This is a genomic window from Streptococcus respiraculi (assembly GCF_003595525.1).
GTDB classification, from domain to species: domain Bacteria; phylum Bacillota; class Bacilli; order Lactobacillales; family Streptococcaceae; genus Streptococcus; species Streptococcus respiraculi.
Genome location: NZ_CP022680.1, coordinates 1,007,536 through 1,030,862 on the forward strand (window position 1 = coordinate 1,007,536; position 23,327 = coordinate 1,030,862).

At 41.2% G+C, this 23,327-nt stretch carries 21 protein-coding genes; 18 read left to right on the top strand and 3 right to left on the bottom strand.

What is annotated here, in order from left to right:
- Nucleotides 1-126: 126 nt before the first annotated feature.
- Nucleotides 127-1,575, bottom strand: a complete 1,449-nt coding sequence (locus tag CHF41_RS05115) for a UDP-N-acetylmuramoyl-L-alanyl-D-glutamate--L-lysine ligase (RefSeq protein WP_119876279.1) — start codon at nt 1,573-1,575, stop codon at nt 127-129.
- 331 nt (nt 1,576-1,906) lie between these two features.
- Between CHF41_RS05115 and CHF41_RS05120 the strand changes: the two genes are divergently transcribed.
- The 7 genes from CHF41_RS05120 (at nt 1,907) to CHF41_RS05150 (ending at nt 8,996) form a co-directional block, all read left to right on the top strand.
- Nucleotides 1,907-2,998: a cystathionine gamma-synthase gene (locus tag CHF41_RS05120; protein ID WP_119876280.1), complete on the top strand. Its 1,092-nt coding sequence runs from the start codon at nt 1,907-1,909 to the stop codon at nt 2,996-2,998.
- 1 nt (nt 2,999) lies between these two features.
- Nucleotides 3,000-4,166 carry a MalY/PatB family protein gene (locus CHF41_RS05125; RefSeq protein WP_119876281.1) on the top strand — a complete coding sequence of 389 codons (1,167 nt, stop codon included), beginning with the start codon at nt 3,000-3,002 and terminating at the stop codon, nt 4,164-4,166.
- A gap of 25 nt (nt 4,167-4,191) precedes the next feature.
- Entirely contained in the window at nt 4,192-5,652 is a 1,461-nt protein-coding gene (locus CHF41_RS05130; protein ID WP_240622971.1) for an SLC13 family permease, read from the top strand.
- 12 nt (nt 5,653-5,664) lie between these two features.
- Nucleotides 5,665-5,931 (top strand): chorismate mutase, encoded by a 267-nt coding sequence (locus tag CHF41_RS05135; protein ID WP_119876283.1) that lies wholly within the window; start codon nt 5,665-5,667, stop codon nt 5,929-5,931.
- 497 nt (nt 5,932-6,428) lie between these two features.
- Nucleotides 6,429-7,454 carry a hypothetical protein gene (locus CHF41_RS05140; protein WP_162911920.1) on the top strand — a complete coding sequence of 342 codons (1,026 nt, stop codon included), beginning with the start codon at nt 6,429-6,431 and terminating at the stop codon, nt 7,452-7,454.
- Between the two features lie 165 nt (nt 7,455-7,619).
- Entirely contained in the window at nt 7,620-8,249 is a 630-nt protein-coding gene (upp, locus tag CHF41_RS05145; RefSeq protein WP_075098859.1) for a uracil phosphoribosyltransferase, read from the top strand.
- A gap of 138 nt (nt 8,250-8,387) precedes the next feature.
- Entirely contained in the window at nt 8,388-8,996 is a 609-nt protein-coding gene (locus CHF41_RS05150) for an ATP-dependent Clp protease proteolytic subunit (RefSeq protein ID WP_119876285.1), read from the top strand.
- 339 nt (nt 8,997-9,335) lie between these two features.
- Here CHF41_RS05150 and CHF41_RS05155 read toward each other — a convergent pair whose 3' ends face one another.
- Nucleotides 9,336-10,241 (bottom strand): LysR family transcriptional regulator, encoded by a 906-nt coding sequence (locus CHF41_RS05155; RefSeq protein ID WP_119876286.1) that lies wholly within the window; start codon nt 10,239-10,241, stop codon nt 9,336-9,338.
- 129 nt (nt 10,242-10,370) lie between these two features.
- Here CHF41_RS05155 and CHF41_RS05160 point away from each other — a divergent pair, with 129 nt between their 5' ends.
- The 10 genes from CHF41_RS05160 to smc all read left to right on the top strand — a co-directional run bounded on the left by CHF41_RS05160 (nt 10,371) and on the right by smc (nt 21,055).
- Nucleotides 10,371-10,946 (top strand): DapH/DapD/GlmU-related protein, encoded by a 576-nt coding sequence (locus CHF41_RS05160; protein WP_119876287.1) that lies wholly within the window; start codon nt 10,371-10,373, stop codon nt 10,944-10,946.
- Between the two features lie 169 nt (nt 10,947-11,115).
- Nucleotides 11,116-11,484: a cyclophilin-like fold protein gene (locus CHF41_RS05165; protein WP_119876288.1), complete on the top strand. Its 369-nt coding sequence runs from the start codon at nt 11,116-11,118 to the stop codon at nt 11,482-11,484.
- Between the two features lie 79 nt (nt 11,485-11,563).
- The gene (locus tag CHF41_RS05170; RefSeq protein WP_119876289.1) at nt 11,564-11,836 is read left to right on the top strand and encodes a YlbG family protein; all 273 of its coding nucleotides are present in this window, start codon (nt 11,564-11,566) and stop codon (nt 11,834-11,836) included.
- A gap of 88 nt (nt 11,837-11,924) precedes the next feature.
- Nucleotides 11,925-13,106 carry an ABC transporter substrate-binding protein gene (locus tag CHF41_RS05175; RefSeq protein ID WP_119876290.1) on the top strand — a complete coding sequence of 394 codons (1,182 nt, stop codon included), beginning with the start codon at nt 11,925-11,927 and terminating at the stop codon, nt 13,104-13,106.
- 146 nt (nt 13,107-13,252) lie between these two features.
- Nucleotides 13,253-14,140, top strand: coding sequence for a branched-chain amino acid ABC transporter permease (locus tag CHF41_RS05180; RefSeq protein WP_119876291.1), 888 nt, complete (start codon nt 13,253-13,255; stop codon nt 14,138-14,140).
- Nucleotides 14,141-14,142: 2 nt separating this feature from the next.
- Nucleotides 14,143-15,093 carry a branched-chain amino acid ABC transporter permease gene (locus tag CHF41_RS05185; protein ID WP_119876292.1) on the top strand — a complete coding sequence of 317 codons (951 nt, stop codon included), beginning with the start codon at nt 14,143-14,145 and terminating at the stop codon, nt 15,091-15,093.
- Entirely contained in the window at nt 15,093-15,857 is a 765-nt protein-coding gene (locus tag CHF41_RS05190) for an ABC transporter ATP-binding protein (RefSeq protein WP_119876293.1), read from the top strand. Before CHF41_RS05185 ends, CHF41_RS05190 begins: the two co-directional genes overlap by 1 nt.
- Nucleotides 15,857-16,567 carry an ABC transporter ATP-binding protein gene (locus CHF41_RS05195; RefSeq protein ID WP_075103878.1) on the top strand — a complete coding sequence of 237 codons (711 nt, stop codon included), beginning with the start codon at nt 15,857-15,859 and terminating at the stop codon, nt 16,565-16,567. Before CHF41_RS05190 ends, CHF41_RS05195 begins: the two co-directional genes overlap by 1 nt.
- Before the next feature lie 265 nt (nt 16,568-16,832).
- Nucleotides 16,833-17,519, top strand: a complete 687-nt coding sequence (rnc, locus tag CHF41_RS05200; RefSeq protein ID WP_119876294.1) for a ribonuclease III — start codon at nt 16,833-16,835, stop codon at nt 17,517-17,519.
- A gap of 2 nt (nt 17,520-17,521) precedes the next feature.
- The gene (gene smc / locus CHF41_RS05205; protein WP_119876295.1) at nt 17,522-21,055 is read left to right on the top strand and encodes a chromosome segregation protein SMC; all 3,534 of its coding nucleotides are present in this window, start codon (nt 17,522-17,524) and stop codon (nt 21,053-21,055) included.
- A gap of 202 nt (nt 21,056-21,257) precedes the next feature.
- Here the strand turns inward: smc and CHF41_RS05210 are convergent, their stop codons facing one another.
- Nucleotides 21,258-22,112: a helix-turn-helix domain-containing protein gene (locus CHF41_RS05210; protein WP_119876296.1), complete on the bottom strand. Its 855-nt coding sequence runs from the start codon at nt 22,110-22,112 to the stop codon at nt 21,258-21,260.
- Between the two features lie 229 nt (nt 22,113-22,341).
- On the opposite strand from CHF41_RS05210, the gene CHF41_RS05215 reads away from it, so the two are divergent.
- Nucleotides 22,342-23,283, top strand: coding sequence for a D-alanine--D-alanine ligase family protein (locus tag CHF41_RS05215; protein ID WP_119876297.1), 942 nt, complete (start codon nt 22,342-22,344; stop codon nt 23,281-23,283).
- The last annotated feature ends 44 nt before the right edge of the window (nt 23,284-23,327 follow it).

Sequence of the window (23,327 nt, forward strand, 5' to 3'; positions counted from 1 at the left end):
TGTTACGAGCTTGCTCGTTTTACAGATATGGGTGCCTAGGGGTATGCTTTGCTCTTGACGTCCTTTGTGGCTTATGAAGGAATAGAACAAGGTGAGTTAACGATGTCCTAACCTTTATTCAATGCACTATAAGTAGCGTTTGGCAATGGTCAAGTCACCTGCATAGGGAACTTTTGTGTCGTTGATAATCTGGTATTGGTCTGCGCCTTTTCCTGCAATGATGACAGCATCATGTGCGGACTTGGTCATGGAAAGGGCTGCTTGAATAGCTGTTTCGCGGTCTACGATAATCTGGCTTGGTCCTTTCATGTAGGACTGGATTTCTTTTGCAATAGCCGCAGGATCTTCACGATTTGGATCGTCTGCAGTCAGAATCACATAGACGTCGGGATAGCGGTTCAGCAGAAGTCCGAAATCCTTGCGGCGGCTTTCTCCTTTATTACCTGTTGCACCAAGTACGAGAATGGTTTTCCCTGTCTGATGTGTGAGGACAACATCAATGAGCTTGCCGACGCTATCGCCGTTGTGGGCATAGTCGACAAAGACCTTAGCTCCATTTTTTTGGGTGAGAACCTCCATGCGACCAGGGACACTGGTTGCAGCAATTCCTGCTTGAATATCTGCGGGGCTTGCTCCCAGACGCAAGCAGGCAAGGCCTGCTGCAAGGGCATTTTCTTGGTTGAAGTGGCCAATCAACTGAATATCGTAGTCGCCTGCAAGAATGCCACCTGCTTCAAAGTGAAAGGCTTGGGAATGGATGATGCAGTTGTTAGAATGTGGGCCGTAGATATCATGCGGAGTAGTTGACACTTGGTCTTTTATAACTTCAAAATGGTCCATTCCGCTATTTAGGATAACTGCTCTGCTATTTTCCATTAACAGCCGCTTATGGTAAAAGTAATCTTCAAAGCTAGGGTGTTCAATCGGACCGATATGATCAGGGCTGATGTTGAGAAAAACGCCGACATCAAAGGTGAGGCCGTAGACTCGCTTGACCAGATAGGCTTGACTAGACACCTCCATAATCAAGTGAGTGCGACCATTTGAAACGGCTTCTGCCATCATAGCAAAGAGGTCGATACTTTCAGGTGTGGTCAGTGTAGACTTGAAAAAGGTTCGTCCGTCCAGCGTGGTGTTCATGGTGGATAGCATGGCTGGCTTGTGGCTCTGTTCTAGAATGGTGTAGGCAAAGTAGGCAGCAGTGGTCTTTCCTTTAGTGCCTGTGAAAGCAAGCAGTTTTAATTTGTCCTGTGGGTGACCGTAAAATTCCATGGCAATCAGACTCATAGCTTGCTTGATGTCTGTTACGATGATTGCTGGAATGCCGACTTCGTAGTCTTTTTCAGCGATATAAAAGCGTAGTCCAGCTGCAATGGCAGTCATGAGAAACTCAGTTTTGAAATTGGCTCCCTTGACGAAAAAGAGGGTCTTGCTGTCGACCTTGCGGCTGTCATAGCTAATCTGGTCAAAGACTTCTTCGTCTGACCAGTTGTAGCTGTAAATTCCGTTATCTATCATCTCACGGAAATTATGGTCATTTTTTAAAATGGTTAATACAGTGTCTAATCTAATCATACTTCTATTGTAAACTGATTGGCAGAGATTGACAAGTAAGAACCTGTATTCACAGCTCAGCAGCACTATTCAGGTCTTATTTTACGCTACCCATCGTTGCTTTTTTTCGAAATACAGTCAGTATTCCTTCAAAAAAGCGCCTTGATTATTGTAAAATAAGCTCCCGGTTAGAATTACTTCGCTTATGGATACAGGTTCTAAAACAAAAGAATAGGGTATAGTGAAAAACTATATCTTGTTTTAATAAAAGACTATGGAATTTTTGTATATTTTCATGAAAATTCTGACAATAAATGCTAAAATAACTATAAGTCTCATAAAGGAGGATTGTATGGCAGATTATAAAGTTGATACCTTATTAGCACACGCTGGGATTAATGCAGATGAAAAAACAGGGGCCTTGGTGTCGCCGATTCATCTATCCACGACCTATCAGCACCCAGAGTTTGGTCAATCGACAGGTTTTGATTATACACGGACCAAGAATCCGACCCGTTTGAATCTGGAGGCGACCTTGGCTGCGATTGAAAAGGCGGACTACGCCTTGGTGACCAGTTCTGGAATGGCAGCCTTGGTCTTGCTCTTTAGTGGCTTTCCAGTTGGTAGTCGAATTGTTGCTGCGCGTGATTTATACGGCGGTAGTTTTCGTTGGTTCAATGAGCAGGAAGAACAGGGACGTTTTCATTTTACCTATGCCAATTCAGAAGCAGAATTGCTCGCTCAGATTACGACTGAAACAGACTATGTTTTTATCGAAACGCCGACCAATCCTTTAATGGTGGAGTTTGATATTGCAAGAGTAGCAGAAGTCGCTCATACTTATGATGCTAAGGTCATCGTAGATAACACCTTTTACAGTCCTATTTATCAAAATCCCCTCCCTTTGGGAGCGGATGTGGTACTCCATTCTGCTACTAAGTATCTATCAGGGCATAACGATGTCCTAGCGGGTGTCTTGATGACCAATGACAGGGACTTGTACGACAAACTCTTTTATGACCAAAATACGACAGGACCAACCTTGTCTCCTTTTGATGCTTACTTATTGATGCGGGGCTTGAAAACTCTTGCTCTACGTATGGAACGCTCCACAAAAAATGCTCAGAAAGTGGTGGATTTTTTACGCCAATCAAGTGCGGTGCGAGAAGTTTACTACACTGGAAAAGGTGGTATGGTGTCAGTTAAGGTGGCTGATGAGAAGAAAATACCAAGAATTTTAAACCACCTCAAAGTCTTTACGTTTGCGGAAAGTCTTGGTGGTGTGGAGAGCTTGATTACCTATCCTGCGACGCAAACGCATGCGGATATTCCTGCGGACGTTCGTCATTCCTATGGTTTGACAGATGATTTGCTACGCTTATCGATTGGAATCGAGGATGTAGACGACTTGATTGCAGACTTGAGACAGGCATTGGAGGGCTAGTATGGGACACTTTGATTTTACAACACGGCCTAATCGCTTAGCGCAACATTCTGAAAAATGGAAGACGAGTGAACGTGAGCCTGATTTGCTCCAGATGTGGGTAGCGGACATGGACTTTATCCCGTTTGAAGAGATACGGGAAGCAATCAAGCGCTATGCGAATGACTATATCTTTGGCTACACCTATGCCAGTGATGCGCTCTACCAGAGTATCGTTGACTGGGAAAAATTTGAGCATGGCTATGCTATTACTCGAGAAGATATTGTCTTGATTGAAGGTGTCGTGCCTGCGATTTCGATTGCGGTTCAAGCCTTGACAAATGAAGGAGATGCGGTGCTGATCAATACGCCAGTCTATCCTCCTTTTGCTCGTACGGTCAAGCTCAATCAGCGCAAATTGGTCACCAATTCTCTTGTCAAGAAAAATGGTCGTTTTGAGCTGGACCTCAAGCAGTTGGAAAAGGACTTGGTCGAGCAGGATGTAAAATTGTACATTCTTTGCAGTCCCCACAATCCTGGTGGTCGTGTCTGGAGCAGGGATGAGTTGGAAGCGGTTGGCCGCTTGTGCCAAAAGCACGGTGTCCTCTTGGTATCAGATGAGATTCATCAGGACTTGACCTTGTTTGGTCACAAGCACCATAGTTTTAATACCTTGCAGCCAGATTTTAAGAATTTCACCATTATATTGTCGTCAGCTACAAAAACTTTTAATATTGCAGGGACGAAGAATAGTTTTGCCATTATTGAAAATAAAAATCTGAAGAAGCGCTTTGCTAGACGACAGTTGGCTAATAATCACCATGAAGTTTCAACGGTTGGTCTATTAGCTACTGAAGCTGCCTTTTCGTACGGTAAGCCCTGGTTGGAGGAGCTGAAAGCAGTCTTAGAGCAGAATATCGACTATATTGTAGACTATCTTGGCTCACATACCAAGATTGATGTGATGAAGCCTGAAGGCACCTATCTCGTCTGGCTGGATTTTTCAGCTTACGGACTGAGCCATGAGGAAATCCATGAAAAATTGCGCAACGAAGCGCGTGTCGTTTTAAATGACGGTATGACCTTTGGAGGAGAGGGGACTTGTCATGCTCGTTTTAATGCGGCAACACCTTTTGAGACGGTTCAAGAAGCCTGTGAGCGGATTGCGCGTGTCTTTGAAAAGGATTAGTATGTTAGGATAAGGAGATATGGATATGAATTGGAAAAAGAAAGGATTGGCAACAATTTTAGGAGTAGGAGTTCTCCTACTTGCCTTTTTTAATACGTCGCTTGGGTGGAACTTATTTGGCTTACCTAGTCAGGCCTTTGCAGCCCTTGCAACCTTGGTGGGGAGCTTGATATTGTGGCTATTTGTAGCAACGGATTGGCCGAGTTTATTGACCTTAGTGAGTCTGGGCTTGATTCCGGAGATGACCTATGGTCAGGTTTCCCAGTGGTCTTTTGGAAACACGACTTTTGTTTTCTTGTTGTTTACCTTTGTCATGACCTACGCTTTGAATCAAACTTCGTTTTTGAAACGGGTGACATCAAAAGTGGTTCATAGTCGCTTTGCTATGAGTCGACCGTCCCGCTTTATTACAGCTTTTTTAGGAGTGGTTCTTATCTTGAGTAGTGTAATTTCACCGACTGTGATTTTCATGTTCTTGCTCCCCTTGTTTGAGGAAATCTGCCTACAATTTGGCTGGAAAAAAGGCGATAAGTCGGCTTCACATCTCTTGATTGCGGTGTTTATCACTATTGCCATCGGGACCGCCATCACACCGATTAACCATGTCTTTGCCATTACAGCTATGGGGCTGTATGCAGCCATGTCAAAAGTGGCAATCAGTAACCTGCAGTATATGCAATTTGCTGTACCAGCAGGGCTAGCCCTCTTTCTTGTCTTGCTCTTTTCTGTTCGTCTTTTGTTTAAAATTGATACTAAAGACATTCAAATCAAAGAATTAGATAGTTTGACGGACTTAGCGCCAGTTGATAAGCGGGAAAAATGGATTGTTGGAATCTTTTTGGGCATGGTGGCTATGTGGCTGGTTCCTGAAATTTTAGCAGGTGGTCTCCCAGCTTTTGCAGCGTTCTTTAAACAGGCTGGAATCATGTTTCCACCGCTTCTGATGACAGCTGTTCTTGCCTTATTGCATGTAGAAGGTAAGCCGCTATTGAACATTTCAGAAGCTATTTCCAAAGGTGTGCACTGGCCTAGTATGCTCTTGGTGGGATCGACCTTGGCTTTGGGGACGATTTTATCCAATGAAAAAGTCGGAGTTGTTACCCTCTTAAATGAGCAGTTGTCTCCATTTGTGGTGGGGCTTAGTCCAGTGTTAATGGTAATCTTCTTCGTAGTTTGGGCGGGTGTTCAGACCAATTTTACCTCGAATCTAGTGACGGTCTCTGTCGTGACCACCATGGCTCTAACTATTTACCAATCAGCTGGCACTCAATTTTCAGCTAATATTGCTGTTATCTCTTGTGCCATTGGCTACATGGCTTCACTTGCCTTTGTAACAGCACCAGCCATGCCTTATGTTGCGATTTCAATTGGTTCAGAGTGGACCAATAGTCGCGATACATTTCTATTTGGTTGCTGGATGTTGCTGTGGAGTATCCTGTCAGCCATTGCTATTTTCTACCCGCTTGGGGTACTTGTTTTACAATAGGAGGAATATCACATGTTATCAAAACAAAGAGAAACCATCGACCGAATTGATAGAGAAATCGTACGCTTGTTTGAAGAGCGGATGCAGACGGCTCTAGAGGTGGTTGCGATTAAAAAAGAGCATGGTTTACCAGTGCTTGATAGTAGCCGTGAAGCGCAGGTGATTAAAAAGGTATGTAGCTACCTTGAAGACCCCTCGTTGCGTGATCCTTTGAAAGAACTCTATACAGAAATGATGCGCTTGTCCCGTGCCCACCAACAGAAACAATTGGACAAATAGTATCAGTGTTGAATAGTCTTGCAAGGGAAGGGAGTAGAGCTACTTTCTATCTAGTTGATTATATAGCGAATTGAATAAAGGTTAGGGCATCGTTAAGTCGCTTTGATGAACGCCAGTTCTATCTGCAACTCCTTGCCTTGTCCTATTCTTTTCTCAAGCCACTATACAAGTATAAAAAGTCTGTAATAAATGAAATGGTCATTTGAATGGCCATTTTATTACTATTGTGAAATCTCTTTGTTAGTGCTATTATTTGTCGTAGGGGGATTTCCCAGAAATGGTATAGTGATATGCTTTTTGCACTTTTCGCAGTGGTGAAAACACCAAAAATGATAAATTGTAGTGTGTGAGGGGGTAGCTAGACCTAGGCTTGTCAAAAAGGGGGAGAACTCCGTAGGAGGTTGCCATTGCCCACACTAGATTAGGATAAGTGCCAACAAAATAAAGAAAATGAACTAGTACAACGGGTAAATTAAATGTTTAACAAGAAAGAACAAATGTATTATAAGGAACTGATTCAAAAGCAGCTGATTGAGGAGGAAGAACTGGCTGACTTTTACCTTTCTCAGAATGGTTCCTCGCTATATGCGACCATTTTTCGTCCACCAAATGGATTTTCAGTCATCAGACTTTCGAATCATCCCATGGTAAAAAATTATCAACTTCTCCCTAAGATTGATGTTAGGTTACCAGAGTGTGAAGAAAGATTATCCAAGAGTGTTCTAAGAGCGAAGCGAAAAAAGATGCACTATTTTCTTTATGCCACGCTACAACTGCTTTTAGAAGCTAAGTCTCATCGTCTTACTTTCTATGTGGATGATAGCTATAATACTTTTAAAGAGGAGAGTTTACCTCCAATTTTTTATGTTGAACGTAACTCCCGAGGGAGTCGGATAGATTGGTTAAGCATTGACAAAAAACTTACAACTTTTATGGAGACACTTTATCGTTATGGATTTATCTCTATCTTAAAACCCCTTAAGGGAGGTTGCGAAGTCTATGTGACGACAGCAGGACGATCAGTTATTAAATATCTTGACAGCCGTTATAAAGTTTTCTGGGAGAAGGATCGTCGTCTGATTAAATGGCATATCGTTCATCTACCGTCTGTCATTTTCAAAAGAAGTAGTAAATTGACAAAAATAGAAAACCAAGAGCGTTACTGCATTAGGCGACGAATCCAGGAAAGAATTGAGTATCAAAATCGTTCCATAGTACGGCGTGTAATCGATAAATTGTTAGGTAGAACATTCACCCAAGAGCCTTATAGTTCCCCGATAATAAGCTTTGAAGACGGTCGTCTAGAAAAACCAAAAAGAAAAACGAATGATGTTGTTAAAACTATTACAAACGATAAGAGTGAGTTAAAAAAAGAAGATAAAAAGGCTGGTCGAGAGAAAATGAAAGTAGCTGTTGATAATCGCAATAGCATTGATTTATCCAGTAATTTAAATATAGATACATTTGCAAAGCTTCAACACTTTATGGAGCAATTAGATGATAGTCAAGAAACCAATGAATAATGATGAACCGTAGTTTAGTGTTTTTGGCTGATATAAAAAGCTTCATCATCTTTGATAGGGAAATTCCCCACTAAATAAATTATAGAGCAAAAAGTTTGCCATTTTGGCAAGCTTTTTTTGATATTTTTTGGTAAAATAGAAAAAACAAATAGAAGAGGTTATATCATGGAGAAATTCCAAGTTATTGCACATCCACTTATTCAGCATAAATTATCCATCTTGCGTCGTACAGATACGCCTACTAAGGCTTTTCGTGAGTTGGTGGATGAAATCGCTATGCTAATGGGGTATGAAGTGCTACGCGACTTACCATTAGAAGATGTTGAAATTGAAACTCCAATTACCAAAACTGTCCAAAAACAAATCGCTGGTAAAAAATTGGCCATTGTTCCAATCTTACGTGCCGGAATCGGTATGGTGGACGGTCTATTAAGTCTTGTACCAGCTGCCAAAGTTGGGCACATCGGTATGTACCGCGATGAGGAAACCTTGCAACCAGTTGAATACTTGGTCAAATTACCAGAAGACATTGACCAACGTCAAATTTTTGTTGTTGACCCGATGCTTGCGACAGGTGGTTCTGCGATTTTGGCGATTGATTCACTGAAAAAACGTGGTGCAACCAATATCAAATTTGTCTGCCTTGTTGCAGCACCAGAAGGCGTTAAAGCCCTTCAAGCCGCTCATCCAGATGTGGATATTTTCACCGCAGCCTTAGATGAAAAATTAAATGAAAAAGGCTATATCGTTCCAGGATTGGGAGATGCTGGAGACCGTCTGTTCGGTACAAAATAAGCCATTACGAAGGAAAGGACTCGTCTCCTTTCTTTTTTTGTAGATAATATTGGCATTTGATTTCTGATGAAACAATCTCGCTCCCTCTCAAGTTTTTTATTTGACCTTTTTTGACTATTTAAGTATAATAATCTCAAAATCGAAAAGGAGAATACTATGATTCCTGTAGTTATTGAACAAACCAGCCGTGGGGAACGCTCGTATGATATTTACTCACGCCTCTTAAAAGATCGTATTATCATGTTGACAGGTCCAGTTGAGGACAATATGGCAAACTCTGTCATTGCCCAGTTGCTTTTCCTTGATGCGCAAGACCCAACCAAGGATATTTATCTCTATGTCAATACTCCTGGTGGTTCTGTCTCAGCAGGTCTTGCCATTGTGGACACTATGAACTTTATTAAGGCAGATGTCCAAACCATTGTTATGGGAATGGCTGCCAGCATGGGAACGATTATCGCTTCAAGCGGTGCTAAGGGTAAACGCTTCATGTTACCACACGCAGAATACATGATTCACCAGCCAATGGGTGGTACTGGTGGCGGTACGCAACAGACCGATATGGCCATTGCAGCCGAGCACTTGCTCAAAACTCGTAACACTCTTGAGAAAATCCTTGCGGATAATTCAGGAAAAACTGTCAAACAAATCCACAAAGATGCTGAGCGTGATTACTGGATGAGTGCTAAAGAAACTCTTGATTATGGCTTTATTGACCAAATTATGGAAAATAATCAGTTGAAGTAAGGAGTGAGACATTCTCACGTTGAAAAAGACAAGTTAGCATTTCTAATTTGTCTTTTTTTCTTTGAATAAAAAATTTTTTTGAGATACTTTTCTTAGGTGGTGCGGACGGTAGAAATAATCCAGTGGATTATTTTAGCCCGAGCCCAGAAACAAAGGAGCGAGGATAATCGATTTAAAAAAAATCACGATTGAGTCCCACTCCCTACTTTTACCACAGCGAAAAATATCTGATGAGGCTCGCTCTTCTCGCGAAAATCGGAAAATCAAATGTTCAGTTAGCAGAGCTTTTGATTCTGTTTAAATAAATTTCGGGTTTGTCTACGTTTTGCAAAAATCCAATCATTTAATTGGAATTTTTGTGTTATGTAAGGATACAAGCAAGTCTTGAAAGGTACTGAGAAAGACCTGAGCAGCTTGCGATAGGGGCTGTTGTTTGCTCCAGATGAGTTTCATAGGTGAGCTGATCTGAGGCAAGATAGGGCGAAAAACCAGACCGTTTTCGGGGCCTGTATGCACCAATTTATCAAAGGTAAGGGCGTAACCTAGTCCTTCTTTGACAAAGAGGGAGGCATTATAAATCAAATCATAGGTTGCGACAATCTGCAACTGTTCCTCTTGCTCCTTGATTGGGTTGGGCATTTCATCGGTGAATCCTTGCCTAGATACAATTAAGGGAAGGTCAAGTAAATCGGTAATCTCAAGGCTCTCTTTTTCGGCTAAAGCGTCATGGGCAGGCATAAGCAAGCCCCAGGTATCCTGATAAGGGACTTCGAGAATCTGATAGGAAGAGGTATCCATTTCCTGGACAACCAGCGCAAAATCAAGCAAGCCTTTGTTTAGATGATCGGTGACCAGCTCAAAATTCCCACTGTAGAGATGAAAAGTGGTATGAGGGTAGGCTTGGCGTAGGTGTTTGGCTGTCTTTGCAATCAGGTGCATTCCTTCTGATTCTGCGCAGCCGATAGAGATATCTCCGCCTTGAAAATCTTGCATCGCCTCGAATTCAGCAAGTGTTCGATCGACCATGCCGACAATGGCAAGAGCACGTTGGTAGAAGATTTCCCCTTCGGGAGTTAGAGAAATAGAGTGATTGCCTCGATGAAAGAGGAGGTGCCCCATTTCTTCTTCCAAGTCCTTGATTTGCCGGGAGAGAGTAGGCTGTGTGACGTGGAGCTGTGCGGCTGCTTTGCTCATATTTTGCTTTCTGGCAGCTTCTAGAAAATACCGTAAGACCCTGATTTCCATTTGTTCTCCTTTACTATTCTATTTTTCTAGTATACCACAGGTATGACTAAAAAGCATATCAAACTATAGTGGATAGGTATTTGCTATTTCTGCTGATCAAAAGTATACTGATGAAAAAAGGAGGACGATATGGATATTCAGACATTTCTTGAAAAGATGAAAACGGGTCAGGAGGTTCTTGCAGGTTCGGAGAATCATGAAATCATGCACGCCTTGTCTCAGAGAGCTTTGCAAATCACCATGACCTTAAACAACAGCTATCATAGCCCAGCTGAAGTGGTAGCCTTGATGCAGGAATTAACAGGAGAGCAGATTGGGGCTAACTTTACTCTTTTTCCGCCCTTTTCGACAGATTGCGGTCGCAATATTGTCATTGGTAATAATGTTTTTATCAATGCAGGTTGTAAATTTCAGGATCAAGGGGGTATCACGATTGGGGATCGGACCTTGGTTGGTCATAATGTCGTGATAGCAACCCTCAACCATTCTTTTGAGGTAGCAAAACGTGGCAATTTAGTGCCAGCCGCTGTCTCGATTGGTCAAGATGTCTGGATTGGAGCGAATGCGACCATTTGCCCAGGAGTAAAGATTGGGGACGGAGCAGTGATTGCTGCAGGCGCGGTTGTAACCAAGGATGTAGCTCCTGGAACAGTGGTCGGTGGCGTTCCTGCCAAGGTTCTCAAAGAGATTGAGCCTGAAAAATAGAAAAAATATGGTCAGAAAAAAGAGAATGGCAACAGAGTGTAGAGCGATAAAAAATTTTTTCGCTATTTGCTGGCTGATATCTATCAGTCGATTAGCAGCTTGCGAGAGCGCTCACCCAACAGATTCTTCCTACACAGGAAGCAGTTCAAAACATCAAACGGAGATAGATATGGTAGAGCAGGCGATAAGAGACATCACTATTCAGATTGGAAGGGAGCAATTTCGTGTTTCCTTGGAAGGCAATCAAGCGACTCGAGAATTGGTAGCCTTGTTGACAGAGGCTCCTATGACTATTGATGTGTCTGATTATGCTGGCTTTGAAAAAGTAGGAAGTCTTGGTAGGCTTCTAACCAGTAGTGACCAAAAAATGACAACTCAAAACGGGGATATTGTCCTCTATAACAGCCGACAACTTGTCTTATTTTACGGCAGCAATACATGGTCATATACCAAAATCGGTAGCGTCACGGATAAAGAAGGATGGAAGCAAGCTTTAGAGGGTGCTCCTCAGGCGTTAGCAGTATCGCTTATTCTTTAACGTTTAAGTAAGTACCATCTGAGAGCTTTTTCAAATTTTTTGCTATAATAGGAAATAGAAGAAATGAAAGAGGACTAGTATGGCATTTGAAAAACAAGAACGAGTGAGTTTAGCAGTTTATCTACATTACAACCGCGATGCGAGAAAATTAAATCAGTATGGGGATATCATCTACCATTCTCGCCGATTGCGTTATTTATTGCTATATGTCAATCAGGAAAACGTGGACAATCTGATGACCACTTTGAAAAAAGAAAAGTTTGTCAAGAAGGTCCTTCCCTCTCATGTGAAGGAATTGGATACCAATTTTGTGGGAAGTTTATGGCGTCAAGAAGAGAAAAATAGTATTTAAAATTATTTTTCTTTTTTTGTTGACAATTTTCTGATAATTCAGTATATTAGATACATCGCAAAAATTATGAAAGTTTTAAGGAGTTTTTATGAAAACAAATAAATTCAAATTAGCCTTAGTTAGTTTTGCTTCTGCAGCGCTTCTTGCAGCTTGTGGAAATGTATCAAGTACCAACTCATCTGCGACTGGTACCGAATTAGGCGATACAGTCAAAATCGGTTACAATTTGGAATTGTCAGGTGCTGTTTCATCTTATGGTCAAACTGAGAAAAATGGTGCAGATCTTGCAGTAAAAGAAATCAATGCAGCAGGTGGTGTTGACGGTAAGAAAATCGAAGTGGTTGCGAAAGACAACAAATCAGAAACAGCTGAAGCAGCGACTGTTGCAACAAGTCTTGCAAGTGAAGGTGTGAACGTCATCATCGGTCCCGCAACGTCAGGTGCGTCAGGTGCGTCTATCGCAAACGTAACAGCTGCAGGTGTACCAATGATTACTCCTTCAGGAACGCAAACAGACCTTGTCGTGAATAGCGAAGGAAAAGTACAAGATTTCTTCTTCCGTACAACCTTTACGGACGGATACCAAGGTGAAATTATGGCAGAATATGCAACAAAGAACTTGAATGCTAAGAAAGTTGTCCTTTACTATGATAATTCTTCAGATTATGGTAAAGGTGTTGCAGAATCCTTCCAAAATGCATACAAGGGTGAAATTGTTTCAACGATTACCTTTGCTTCAGGTGATAAAGATTTCCAAGCAGCCCTTACAAAATTAAAAGGTCTTGACTTTGATGCCATCATCATGCCAGGTTACTACAACGAAACAGGAACAATCGTCAAACAAGCACGTGGTCTTGGCATTGACAAACCAATCCTTGGTTCAGACGGATTTGACTCACCATTGTTTGCAGAATTGGCAACCGCTTCAGCAGCAAATAAAGTGTATTACCTATCTGCCTTTGTACCATCAGCAAGCGACCGTGCAAAAGAATTCCATGATGCGTATATGAAAGAATATGGCGAAGAACCTTCTATGTTCTCAGCACTTGCTTATGACTCAGTTTATATGGCAGCAGAAGCATCAAAAGGAGCAAAAAACTCTGTAGAAGTAAAAGATAAATTGGCTGCTTTGAAAGACTTTGACGGAGTAACTGGTAAAATGTCTATCGACAAAGACCACAACGTTGTAAAATCTGTTTATGTGGTGAGCTTGAAAGACGGTAAAGCAGATACAGTTGATACAGTATCTCTTACAGAAGCAGCTAAATAATCAATAATAGTCATTATTATTTACTGATACAAGCAAGGAGTCTAGGACGGTTGTCCCAGACTCCATTGCCATGTATAGACAGTCAAAAAATAGCCTGCGATTAGGAAATCGGCTAGTATTAATCTTTTAGAAAGTTTGGTGAACACATGCTTCAACAGCTGGTCAATGGTTTGATTCTAGGTTCTGTGTATGCCTTGTTGGCCTTGGGTTATACAATGGTATATGGAATTATCAAACTGATTAACTTTGCCCACGGGGATCTCTATATGATGGGAGCCTTTATGGGATATTATTTTTTAAATAAGCTAACCTTTATTTCAAATGGAGGTCTTCGCTTATTCGTTGCCTTGATTGCTACTATGATTGGGACAGCGATTTTAGGGGTTGTGATTGAGTTTTTAGCCTATCGACCTTTACGGAATTCAACCCGTATCGCAGCCTTGATTACAGCGATTGGTGTTTCCTTCTTCTTGGAATACATCATGGTTTATTTCTTCACTGCGGATGTCAAACCTTTTCCGCAGGTCTTAGATGCGACTAAATTTAACCTTGGTCCTGTTACGGTAGACAGTATCCAATTGATTATCTTAGGAGTTTCTCTCTTTCTCATGGTGGCCTTGCAGCTTATTGTCAAGAAGACAAAAATGGGGAAAGCTATGCGCGCTGTGTCCGTAGATAGCGATGCCGCACAACTAATGGGAATCAATGTCAATCGTACGATTAGCTTTACCTTTGCCCTTGGGTCAGCCTTGGCAGGTGCAGCTGGTGTCTTACTGGGCTTGTACTACAACCAAATCGAGCCCCTCATGGGGATGACACCTGGTTTGAAAGCCTTTGTTGCTGCGGTTTTAGGTGGAATCGGAATCATTCCTGGTGCAGCTCTAGGTGGTTTTGTCATCGGGGTCATTGAAACCTTTACCTATGTGATTGGTTTAGATACCTTCCGCGATGCGATTGTCTATATCGTCTTGATTATCATTTTATTGGTAAGACCAAGTGGTATTCTTGGGAAAAACGTGAAAGAGAAGGTGTAGTCATGGAAAGAAATCTAAAAGTAAATGCAATCTGGCTCCTTGTCTTAGTAGCAGGTTTTGGAGTGCTTCAAGGTCTTGTTGCAACAGGTATTTTGAATTTCTACTATATTCAGATTGTTCAACAAATTGGTATTAATATCATCATGGCTGTTGGCTTGAATTTGATTGTTGGTTTTTCAGGTCAATTCTCGCTCGGCCACGCAGGATTTATGGCAATTGGTGCCTATTCTGTCGGCGTCCTTGGAAAAATGATGCCAAGCTATGGCGGATTTGCAGTATCGCTCCTTGTGGGAATGGTACTTGCAGGTGGTGTTGCCCTCTTGGTCGGTCTTCCAACGCTCCGTTTAAAAGGAGACTACCTCGCCATTGCAACGCTTGGTGTGGCTGAAATTATCCGTATCTTTATCATCAATGGAGGCAAATTAACCAACGGTGCAGCAGGTATCATGGGGATTCCTCTTTTTACCAACTGGCAATTGGTCTATGCTTTTGTGGTGATTACAACGATTTTCACTGTGAACTTCCTACGTAGTCCTATGGGACGGACGGTTATTTCTGTCCGTGAAGACGAAATTGCAGCAGAATCTGTCGGGGTTAATCCAACCAAAATGAAGGTTATTGCCTTTGTCTTTGGTGCCATGACAGCAGCTATTGCGGGCGGTCTTCATGCAGGCTATGTTGGTACGATTGTGCCAAAAGACTTTGCATTTATGACCTCTGTGAACATTTTGATTATCATTGTATTGGGTGGACTTGGCTCAATCACGGGCACCTTTGTAGCAGCGATTGTCCTAGGCGTCTTAAACGTTTACCTCAAGAGCTATGCAAGTGTCAGCATGATTATCTACTCACTTGCCCTTATCTTGCTCATGATTTTCCGTCCAGGTGGTCTTTTAGGAACGAAGGAATTATCCTTTGCTCGATTCTTCAAGAAGAAGGAGGATGCAAACTAATGGCGCTTCTTGATGTAAAAAAATTAACCAAAAACTTCGGTGGTCTGACCGCCGTTGGTGATGTGACCATGGAGTTGCACGAAGGCGAATTGGTCGGTTTGATTGGACCAAATGGTGCAGGAAAGACGACTCTTTTTAATCTCTTGACCGGCGTCTATGAGCCAAGTGAGGGAACGATTACCCTAGCAGGAACTCTCTTAAACGGCAAAGCTCCGTCTAAAATTGCTGCTCTCGGATTGGGGCGGACCTTCCAAAATATCCGTTTGTTCAAAGATATGACTGTCTTGGAAAATGTGTTGATTGGCTTAAGCAACCACGGGAAAAATCATGTTTTTGCAAGTTTTTTCCGTCTCCCTGCCTTTTACAAGAATGAAATGACTCTCCGTGAAAAAGCAATTGAACTCTTGAAAATCTTTGATTTAGATAAGGATGCTGATACCTTGGCTAAAAATCTTCCCTATGGACAACAACGCCGTCTGGAAATCGTTCGTGCCTTAGCGACGGAGCCAAAAATTCTCTTTCTTGATGAACCAGCTGCGGGGATGAATCCACAGGAAACAGCGGAATTGACGCAGTTAATCCGTAAAATCAAAAACGAATTTAATATTACGATTATGCTGATTGAACATGATATGAGCTTAGTTATGGAAGTAACAGAGCGTATCTATGTTCTAGAATACGGTCGCCTGATTGCCCATGGTACACCAGAGGAAATTAAGACTAATAAACGTGTTATCGAAGCTTATCTTGGAGGTGAGGCCTAATGTCAATGTTAAAAGTAGAAGACTTATCCGTCCATTACGGTGTCATCGAAGCGGTGAAAAATGTATCCTTTGAAGTCAATGAAGGAGAAGTTGTCACCTTGATTGGGGCAAACGGTGCAGGAAAAACTTCTATCTTGCGGACCATTTCAGGATTGGTACGTCCCTCTTCTGGGAAAATCAGCTTTTTAGGAAATGAAATCCAACGTGTTCCGGCTCGTAAAATTGTAGCAGACGGCTTGTCTCAAGTGCCAGAAGGACGCCATGTTTTTGCAGGCTTGACCGTTATGGAAAACTTGGAAATGGGTGCATTCTTGCGCAATAATCGAGAAGAAAACCAAGCAAATCTGAAAAAAATCTTTGCCCGCTTCCCGCGTTTGGAAGAACGGAAAAACCAAGATGCGGCAACCCTTTCAGGGGGAGAGCAGCAAATGCTTGCGATGGGACGAGCTCTTATGAGTCAACCTAAATTGCTACTTCTTGATGAACCGTCTATGGGGCTTGCGCCAATCTTTATTCAAGAAATTTTCGATATCATCCAAGATATCCAAAAACAAGGAACAACCGTTCTCCTAATTGAACAAAACGCCAACAAGGCCCTTTCAATTGCAGACCGAGGTTACGTCCTTGAAACAGGAAAAATCGTCCTCTCAGGAACAGGAAAAGAACTCCTCACCTCAGAAGAAGTCAAAAAAGCATATCTAGGTGGTTAAAAAGGTCCAGTGGACCTTTTTAAGTTGGAGATAGGAACCGCTGGTAAGCGGTTTTCTTCTATTCAGAGGCTCATGTCTTGTTTTAAGTTGGAGATGGGAGCTAGCGCGAGCTAGTTTTTTTAGATTTTTTTGTTGATGTTCATTCTAGGACACTTTTTACGAATAGACGAATGTAGTGTAGAAACCGGGGGCTTGATGCTCGTTGTTTTACTGAAAACAGCTGGGAATATGGTATAATAATAGGGACAGACAAAAAGGAGAGATTATGCAACGATTACAAAGGAAATTGGCTGCCGAGTTTGGGATTGATTTTTCAGATTTGACCTTACTTGAGACAGCTTTTACACACACATCTTATGCCAATGAGCACCGCCTTCTAAAAATTTCACATAATGAGCGTTTGGAATTTTTAGGAGACGCTGTTCTACAATTGATTATTTCTCGTTATTTGTACCAGAAATACCCCCATTTTCCAGAAGGAGAAATGTCCAAGCTGCGCTCAACTTTCGTGCGAGAGGAAAGTTTAGCAGGGTTTACACGTGCTTGTGGTTTTGAAGCTTTTCTTCGTCTTGGTAAAGGGGAAGAAAAGTCTGGCGGTCGCAATCGTGATACGATTTTAGGAGATTTATTTGAAGCCTTTTTAGGTGCTCTTCTCTTAGATAAGGGGGTAGAGGCGGTTGAAGCGTTTCTCTACCAAGTCATGATTCCGCAACTTGAAGTCGGGAATTTTGAACGTGTGACAGATTACAAGACAAGTTTGCAGGAACTATTGCAGGTGAACGGCGAAATCATGATTCAATACCAAGTTGTAGCAGAAGATGGCCCAGCCCACGATAAAGTGTTTGAGGTTGAAGTATTGGTAAATGGTCAAGCTATAGGCAGAGGTCAAGGACGCTCCAAAAAACAAGCTGAACAAGCTGCTGCGAAGAATGCAGTGGAGGCAAGAGGGTAGGTATGTATCTCAAATCAATTGAAATGCAGGGCTTCAAGTCCTTTGCAGATAAAACAAAGGTTATCTTTGACCGAGGGGTAACGGCAGTTGTTGGTCCAAATGGTTCAGGTAAGTCCAATATCACAGAAAGTCTTCGTTGGGCCTTGGGTGAATCGTCTGCAAAAAGTCTCCGTGGTGGGAAAATGCCAGACGTCATTTTTGCAGGAACTGAAAGTCGCAAGGCACTCAATTATGCCTCTGTTATCGTTACCTTGGATAATAGTACAGGTTTCATTGCAGGTCGTCAGAAAGAAATCAAGGTCGAGCGCCATATTTACCGTTCAGGAGACAGCGAGTATCTGATTGATGGTCAGAAAGTTCGCTTACGAGATATTCATGATTTGTTTATGGATACAGGTCTCGGTCGAGATTCCTTTTCGATTATTTCCCAAGGTCGGGTTGAAGCGATTTTTAACTCTAAGCCAGAGGAACGCCGTGCGATTTTTGAAGAGGCCGCAGGTGTTCTGAAATACAAAACTCGTAAGAAAGAAACAGAGAGTAAATTATCACAGGCTCAGGACAATCTGGATCGTCTTGAAGATATTATTTATGAGTTAGACAACCAAGTCAAACCGCTTGAAAAACAGGCTCAAGTAGCTCAGAAATACTTGATATTAGACGAAGAACGTAAAGATTTGTATCTGAATGTCTTAGTGGCTCAGATTACCAGAGGACACAAGAGCATTCAGCAAAAAGAGGCGGGTTTAAATCAAGTGAAGGCTGACTTGGCCCAGTATTATGAGCAACGCGATCAGTTTGAACTTAAAAATCAGGCTTTGAAACAGCAGCGCCAGCAGTTGAATATCAAATTAGAGCATGAACAGGCTGTTTTACTCGATGTGACCAAGCTTATCAGTGATTTAGAGCGCAAGATTGAAGTGCATCAATTGGAGTCCAGTCAGAACGAAACCAGTCGCCAAGAAGCGCAAGCTCGGTTGCTCGATTTGGACGAAAAACGTGCGAAAACAAGCGAACTACTAGTTGAGAAAACTGCTCATCTGACCCAGTTACAGGAAGAATTGGAAAAGATGAAAATAGCGATTGCAGAAAAAGAAGTAGAACTAGGCTATTTTTCAGAAGATCCAGATCAAGTGCTCGATCATCTGAGAGAGCAGTATGTCAAATTGCTACAAGATGAGGCTGAAGTATCTAATAGTCTTGCCAAAGTAGAGCAAGATATTGCCAATCAACATCGTTTAACAGAGAGCCAGTCAGAAGAATTAGCCCGCCTGCAGTCGGAAATCAAGACCAGTCAAGCAGAATTAGCCCAGCTAGAGAAAAATCTCACCGAGGCAGAAGCGCATTTACAGCACTTGCTAGAAGACTATCAGGATAAGCAAAAAGTCCTAGTTGCCTTGGACAAGGATTATCAGGCCAGCCAGTCTAAGATGTTTGACTTGTTGGATCAATTAAAGACGAAAAAAGCCCGTCAATCCAGTCTGGAAGCGATTTTGCAGAATCATTCAAATTTCTATGCGGGTGTCAAGGCTGTCTTGCAACAGGCTGATCGAATCGGTGGAATTGTAGGAGCAGTCAGTGCCAATTTAACCTTTGATATAGAGTATCAGACGGCTCTTGAAATTGCGCTTGGTGGAGCGAGTCAGCATGTGATTGTCGAAGATGAGGCAACAGCCAAGTCCGCCATTGCTTTCTTGAAACAACATCGGCAAGGTCGGGCTACCTTTTTGCCGTTGACCACGATTAAACCGCGCCATTTAGCAAGTCATCTCTTGAGCCAATTGCAATCTGCGACAGGATTTTTAGGCTTAGCAAGTGATTTGGTTAGCTTTGATGTTCGGTTAGAACCTATTTTCCAAAATTTACTGGGAACGATAGCCATTTTTGATACGATAGAGCATGCCAATCAGGCTGCGCGGGCGACCAAATTCCAAGTGCGTCTGGTAACCTTAGACGGTACCGAAATTCGCCCTGGTGGAGCTTTTGCAGGAGGAAGCAATCGTACCAATAATACCACTTTTGTTAAGCCAGAATTAGACCTGCTAGCAGAAGAAATAGCAGTTTTAAGCAAGGAATTGCAGGAGCAAGAACAGCTAGTAGCTGGGAAAAAAGAAGAAGCAGAAGCCATTCGTCAATCTCTGGAAGAAACAAAAGAATTTGGTGAGGAGGCGCGCCTTGTTGAGCAACGGATTCGCTTCTCTTATGAACAGCTAGCCGATAAGCTTGGGGAATTACAGACCTTGTACGATGTGCAAGTAGGACAGGCAGGTCAAAGCATCTTATCTGACTTGCAGGATTTGGCAAGTAATTACCAGACACAGCTTGCTGATTTTAGTGAGAAAAAGGCTAAGTTGACAGAGCAGATTGAGGAGATGAAGACCAATCGCTATGCCATTCAAGAGCAGGTGCAGACCTTGCAAGAAAGTCTATCAAGCCTGAAAGTCACTCAGAGCGAGCGGATCAGTGAAGTACGCTTTGAGCAGACAGACATCACGCGCCTGCAAGAAGAAGAAGCAAGTGTTGTGCATGAAATGGAGCTTTTGCAGGCTGTCATTGATCAGAAAGTAGAAGCGCAGGATGATACGAGCTTAGAGATGTTAGAAGAGCAATTGCTGGCAGCTAAAAGCAAGCAGACCGAGACCAATCAGCTTCTCATCCGCCTCAAGTTAGAACTTGAAGATATTGAGGGGCAATTCGAAGATATTCAGTCACGGTTAGAGCAAATGCGCTTGAAAAATGACGAGTTGATTCGCAAGCAAGCCAAGCTCGAGGCAGATTATGAGCAAGAAGCTGGTCGGCTCAAGACCTTGCTGGCTAATTTGACAGAGCATTATAAAATGAGTTTTGAAGAAGCGCAGACAAAGGCTGAAGTCCTAGAAGATTTGACTCGTGCAGAGCAGACCCTCAAAGACTTAGAACGTGCCATTCGTGCGTTGGGGCCTGTCAACTTAGAAGCGATTGCCCAGTACGAAGAAGTGTATCAGCGCTTGACCTTCTTAAATGAACAGCGTGAGGATATCTTATCAGCCCGTAATCTCTTGCTCGATACCATTCATGAAATGGATGACGAGGTCAAGGAACGCTTTAAACAGACCTTTGAAGCCATTCGCGAGAGCTTTAAGCGGACTTTTAAGCAAATGTTTGGTGGCGGGTCAGCAGATTTAATTTTGACTAGTCCAGATATTTTGACTGCAGGCGTAGAGATTTCCGTTCAGCCGCCGGGTAAGAAAATCCAGTCTCTGAATTTGATGTCTGGTGGTGAAAAAGCCTTGTCAGCCCTTGCTCTTCTCTTTTCAATTATCCGCGTGAAGACCATTCCGTTTGTTATTTTGGATGAGGTGGAAGCCGCGCTTGATGAGGCCAATGTCAAACGTTTTGGGGATTATCTCAATCGATTTGATAAGTCCAGCCAATTTATTGTCGTTACCCACCGTAAGGGGACAATGGCAGCAGCAGATGCCATGTATGGGGTGACCATGCAAGAGTCAGGCGTATCAAAGATTGTCTCTGTTAAGTTGAAAGATATAGAAAGTGTGTAGGTGGATAGATGATAAAGAAGATAATTGCCACCGAAATCGGAATAAGGAAATTGATACAATAGAATACAAAGAAAGCCTTGGAAATAGCAGTTTCCAAGGCTTTTTAGCTACCTATAGTAAAAGAGAAAAGTTGTAAGAGTAGATGTTTTTTATTGAGACACCCTTGATTGGTATATCGTTAAAAGGTAGAGAATGATTCCCCTTATTCTTTGTTGACTAGTTTATCAAAATGGCTAGTGTAGTGTAATTTTAATTTATCCTCTCCTAAAATATCAAGTACTTGTATAGCCTGTTTCATTTTTTCAGTTCCACTAGTTGATTGGCAACGTTTAAATTCAAAGTAACCAATTGCATAGAGAAAAACTGTCTGTTCATAAAAGTTTAATTCGTTATCTAACAATACTTTTATCTCATCAATTAAATAGAAGCAGTTAGTAAATTCTTCCATATCTATGCTAAGGATTAAACAATTGATAGCAAGCTGAGTGACAGCTCGTTTATTAGTTTTATTCAATGAAGGGTATATGTAATTGTTTAACATTTCTTTCGTCAATAGAAAGTAGGAGTTATAGTTAATTGTTCGTACACAGTTACCTAATAAAATGATTTCATAGTATCCCCATTTTTCAACTTTAAAGAGATAATCTGTTAACTGAAGCAATTCATCATCTGATGGAATGATGCTTGAATCCATTGTGTGTAAAATGGATTTTACCATTGTTTTTTCAAAAGAATCTAAAGTGTAATTTGAGGAATCAGAAAGTAGAGATTGTATATTATTGATGTTTTGTGATGAATATTGCTTACGAATATACTGAACCAAATTAACGAATGACTCGGTTTTGGTATAGTCCTGATCATGTAAAATAAGAAATTCATCTAACGTAATGTGTAATTTGTCTAAAATATTGATCAGTCGTATACATGATATTTCTGATTCTCCACGCTCAAATCGGGATATTTGCGATTTTGAAAGATGCTCATCAGCTACAGAACATAGACTGATTTGTTTGCCTTTACGAACTTTTCTAAGTGTGATGCCAAGTTTTGATTTCATGATTTTTCCCATTTTCCCAACAAAAAGATGACTTAGTTTTATTTATTGTACAATAAATAAAACTTGAAAGGAAGTCTAAATATGAAGAAAGTTCGAAAGTTCTAAAATGAAGTGACTTACTAGAATATAGAAAAAGAAAAAGAATTATTCTAGAAGTATTTGACATAATAGCTAATATGGAAACTCTTTTCAGTGAATTGAATAATTTTTTTAGTACGGAGGAAGTATTATGAAGATAATGATTATTTCTGGTGGAAACAGTGACGAAAATAAAATTTCAATGCTTTCAGGTCAGAGTATATGTAAAGCTTTAAAAAGATTAGGACATGAAGTAGTAATTCAACAAATCCCTTCCTTAGTAACTAATAGTGATATAGGGTCTTTTCTTATATCTAACATTGAACAATATAAGAAAGTAGATATTGTATTCATAGCGTTACATGGTGGAGTTGGTGAAAATGGACAATTACAAAGTATCTTAGATGCTTTTGGGATAAGATACACTGGTTCAGGTTATATAGGTAGCGTGTTAGCTATGGATAAACATATAACAAAAGCTCTATTGAATTACCATGGAATTAAAACTCCTAATGGGATATTACTATCTAAAGAAGAGTTAGAAAGTTTCAGTGTTACGGAACATAATTTGGAATGTCCTTTAATCATAAAACCTAATAATAATGGTTCTAGTTTTGGTGTTGAAATTTTTAATTCAATTGATGAATTCTACGATATTAAAGAGAATGTGACAAAATTTGGACAGAGTTTTCTAATAGAAGAAAAGATAGAGGGGCGTGAATTTTCTGTAGGTATTGTAGGTGATATGACTTTACCACCTATTGAAATTATTGTTGAAGATGGTTTTTATGATTTTGAACATAAATATAATGGTAGCACTAAGGAAGTTGTACCTGCCCTTATTTCAAAAGAATTAGAAACAAAAATTAAAGAGATTTCAAAAAAAGTTCATAAAATATTACGTTTAGATGCATATTCCAGAATAGATTGTATAGTTGATAAAAATAATGATATATATGTTATTGAAGCTAATTCCTTACCGGGTATGACAGAGTATAGTTTACTACCTCAGGAAGCAGCAGCTGTTGGAATTTCTTACGAAAAATTATGCGAGCAGATAATTCTTGAATCTATAAAAAAATATAAACTTTGAGGTGTTCAGCCATCAATGGGATTACTGAATTTAAGAATATGATA

Bases quoted from the DNA above. Each gene is read 5' to 3' on its own strand.
- CHF41_RS05190 (WP_119876293.1), top strand. From the start codon at position 15,093: ATGGCGCTTCTTGATGTAAAAAAATTAACCAAAAACTTCGGTGGTCTG.
- upp (WP_075098859.1), top strand. From the start codon at position 7,620: ATGGAGAAATTCCAAGTTATTGCACATCCACTTATTCAGCATAAATTA.
- CHF41_RS05130 (WP_240622971.1), top strand. From the start codon at position 4,192: ATGAATTGGAAAAAGAAAGGATTGGCAACAATTTTAGGAGTAGGAGTT.
- CHF41_RS05210 (WP_119876296.1), bottom strand. From the start codon at position 22,112: ATGAAATCAAAACTTGGCATCACACTTAGAAAAGTTCGTAAAGGCAAA.
- CHF41_RS05140 (WP_162911920.1), top strand. From the start codon at position 6,429: ATGTATTATAAGGAACTGATTCAAAAGCAGCTGATTGAGGAGGAAGAA.
- CHF41_RS05215 (WP_119876297.1), top strand. From the start codon at position 22,342: ATGAAGATAATGATTATTTCTGGTGGAAACAGTGACGAAAATAAAATT.
- CHF41_RS05160 (WP_119876287.1), top strand. From the start codon at position 10,371: ATGGATATTCAGACATTTCTTGAAAAGATGAAAACGGGTCAGGAGGTT.
- CHF41_RS05180 (WP_119876291.1), top strand. From the start codon at position 13,253: ATGCTTCAACAGCTGGTCAATGGTTTGATTCTAGGTTCTGTGTATGCC.
- CHF41_RS05125 (WP_119876281.1), top strand. From the start codon at position 3,000: ATGGGACACTTTGATTTTACAACACGGCCTAATCGCTTAGCGCAACAT.
- CHF41_RS05135 (WP_119876283.1), top strand. From the start codon at position 5,665: ATGTTATCAAAACAAAGAGAAACCATCGACCGAATTGATAGAGAAATC.
- CHF41_RS05155 (WP_119876286.1), bottom strand. From the start codon at position 10,241: ATGGAAATCAGGGTCTTACGGTATTTTCTAGAAGCTGCCAGAAAGCAA.
- CHF41_RS05165 (WP_119876288.1), top strand. From the start codon at position 11,116: ATGGTAGAGCAGGCGATAAGAGACATCACTATTCAGATTGGAAGGGAG.
- CHF41_RS05175 (WP_119876290.1), top strand. From the start codon at position 11,925: ATGAAAACAAATAAATTCAAATTAGCCTTAGTTAGTTTTGCTTCTGCA.
- smc (WP_119876295.1), top strand. From the start codon at position 17,522: ATGTATCTCAAATCAATTGAAATGCAGGGCTTCAAGTCCTTTGCAGAT.
- CHF41_RS05120 (WP_119876280.1), top strand. From the start codon at position 1,907: ATGGCAGATTATAAAGTTGATACCTTATTAGCACACGCTGGGATTAAT.
- CHF41_RS05185 (WP_119876292.1), top strand. From the start codon at position 14,143: ATGGAAAGAAATCTAAAAGTAAATGCAATCTGGCTCCTTGTCTTAGTA.
- rnc (WP_119876294.1), top strand. From the start codon at position 16,833: ATGCAACGATTACAAAGGAAATTGGCTGCCGAGTTTGGGATTGATTTT.
- CHF41_RS05115 (WP_119876279.1), bottom strand. From the start codon at position 1,575: ATGATTAGATTAGACACTGTATTAACCATTTTAAAAAATGACCATAAT.
- CHF41_RS05170 (WP_119876289.1), top strand. From the start codon at position 11,564: ATGGCATTTGAAAAACAAGAACGAGTGAGTTTAGCAGTTTATCTACAT.
- CHF41_RS05195 (WP_075103878.1), top strand. From the start codon at position 15,857: ATGTCAATGTTAAAAGTAGAAGACTTATCCGTCCATTACGGTGTCATC.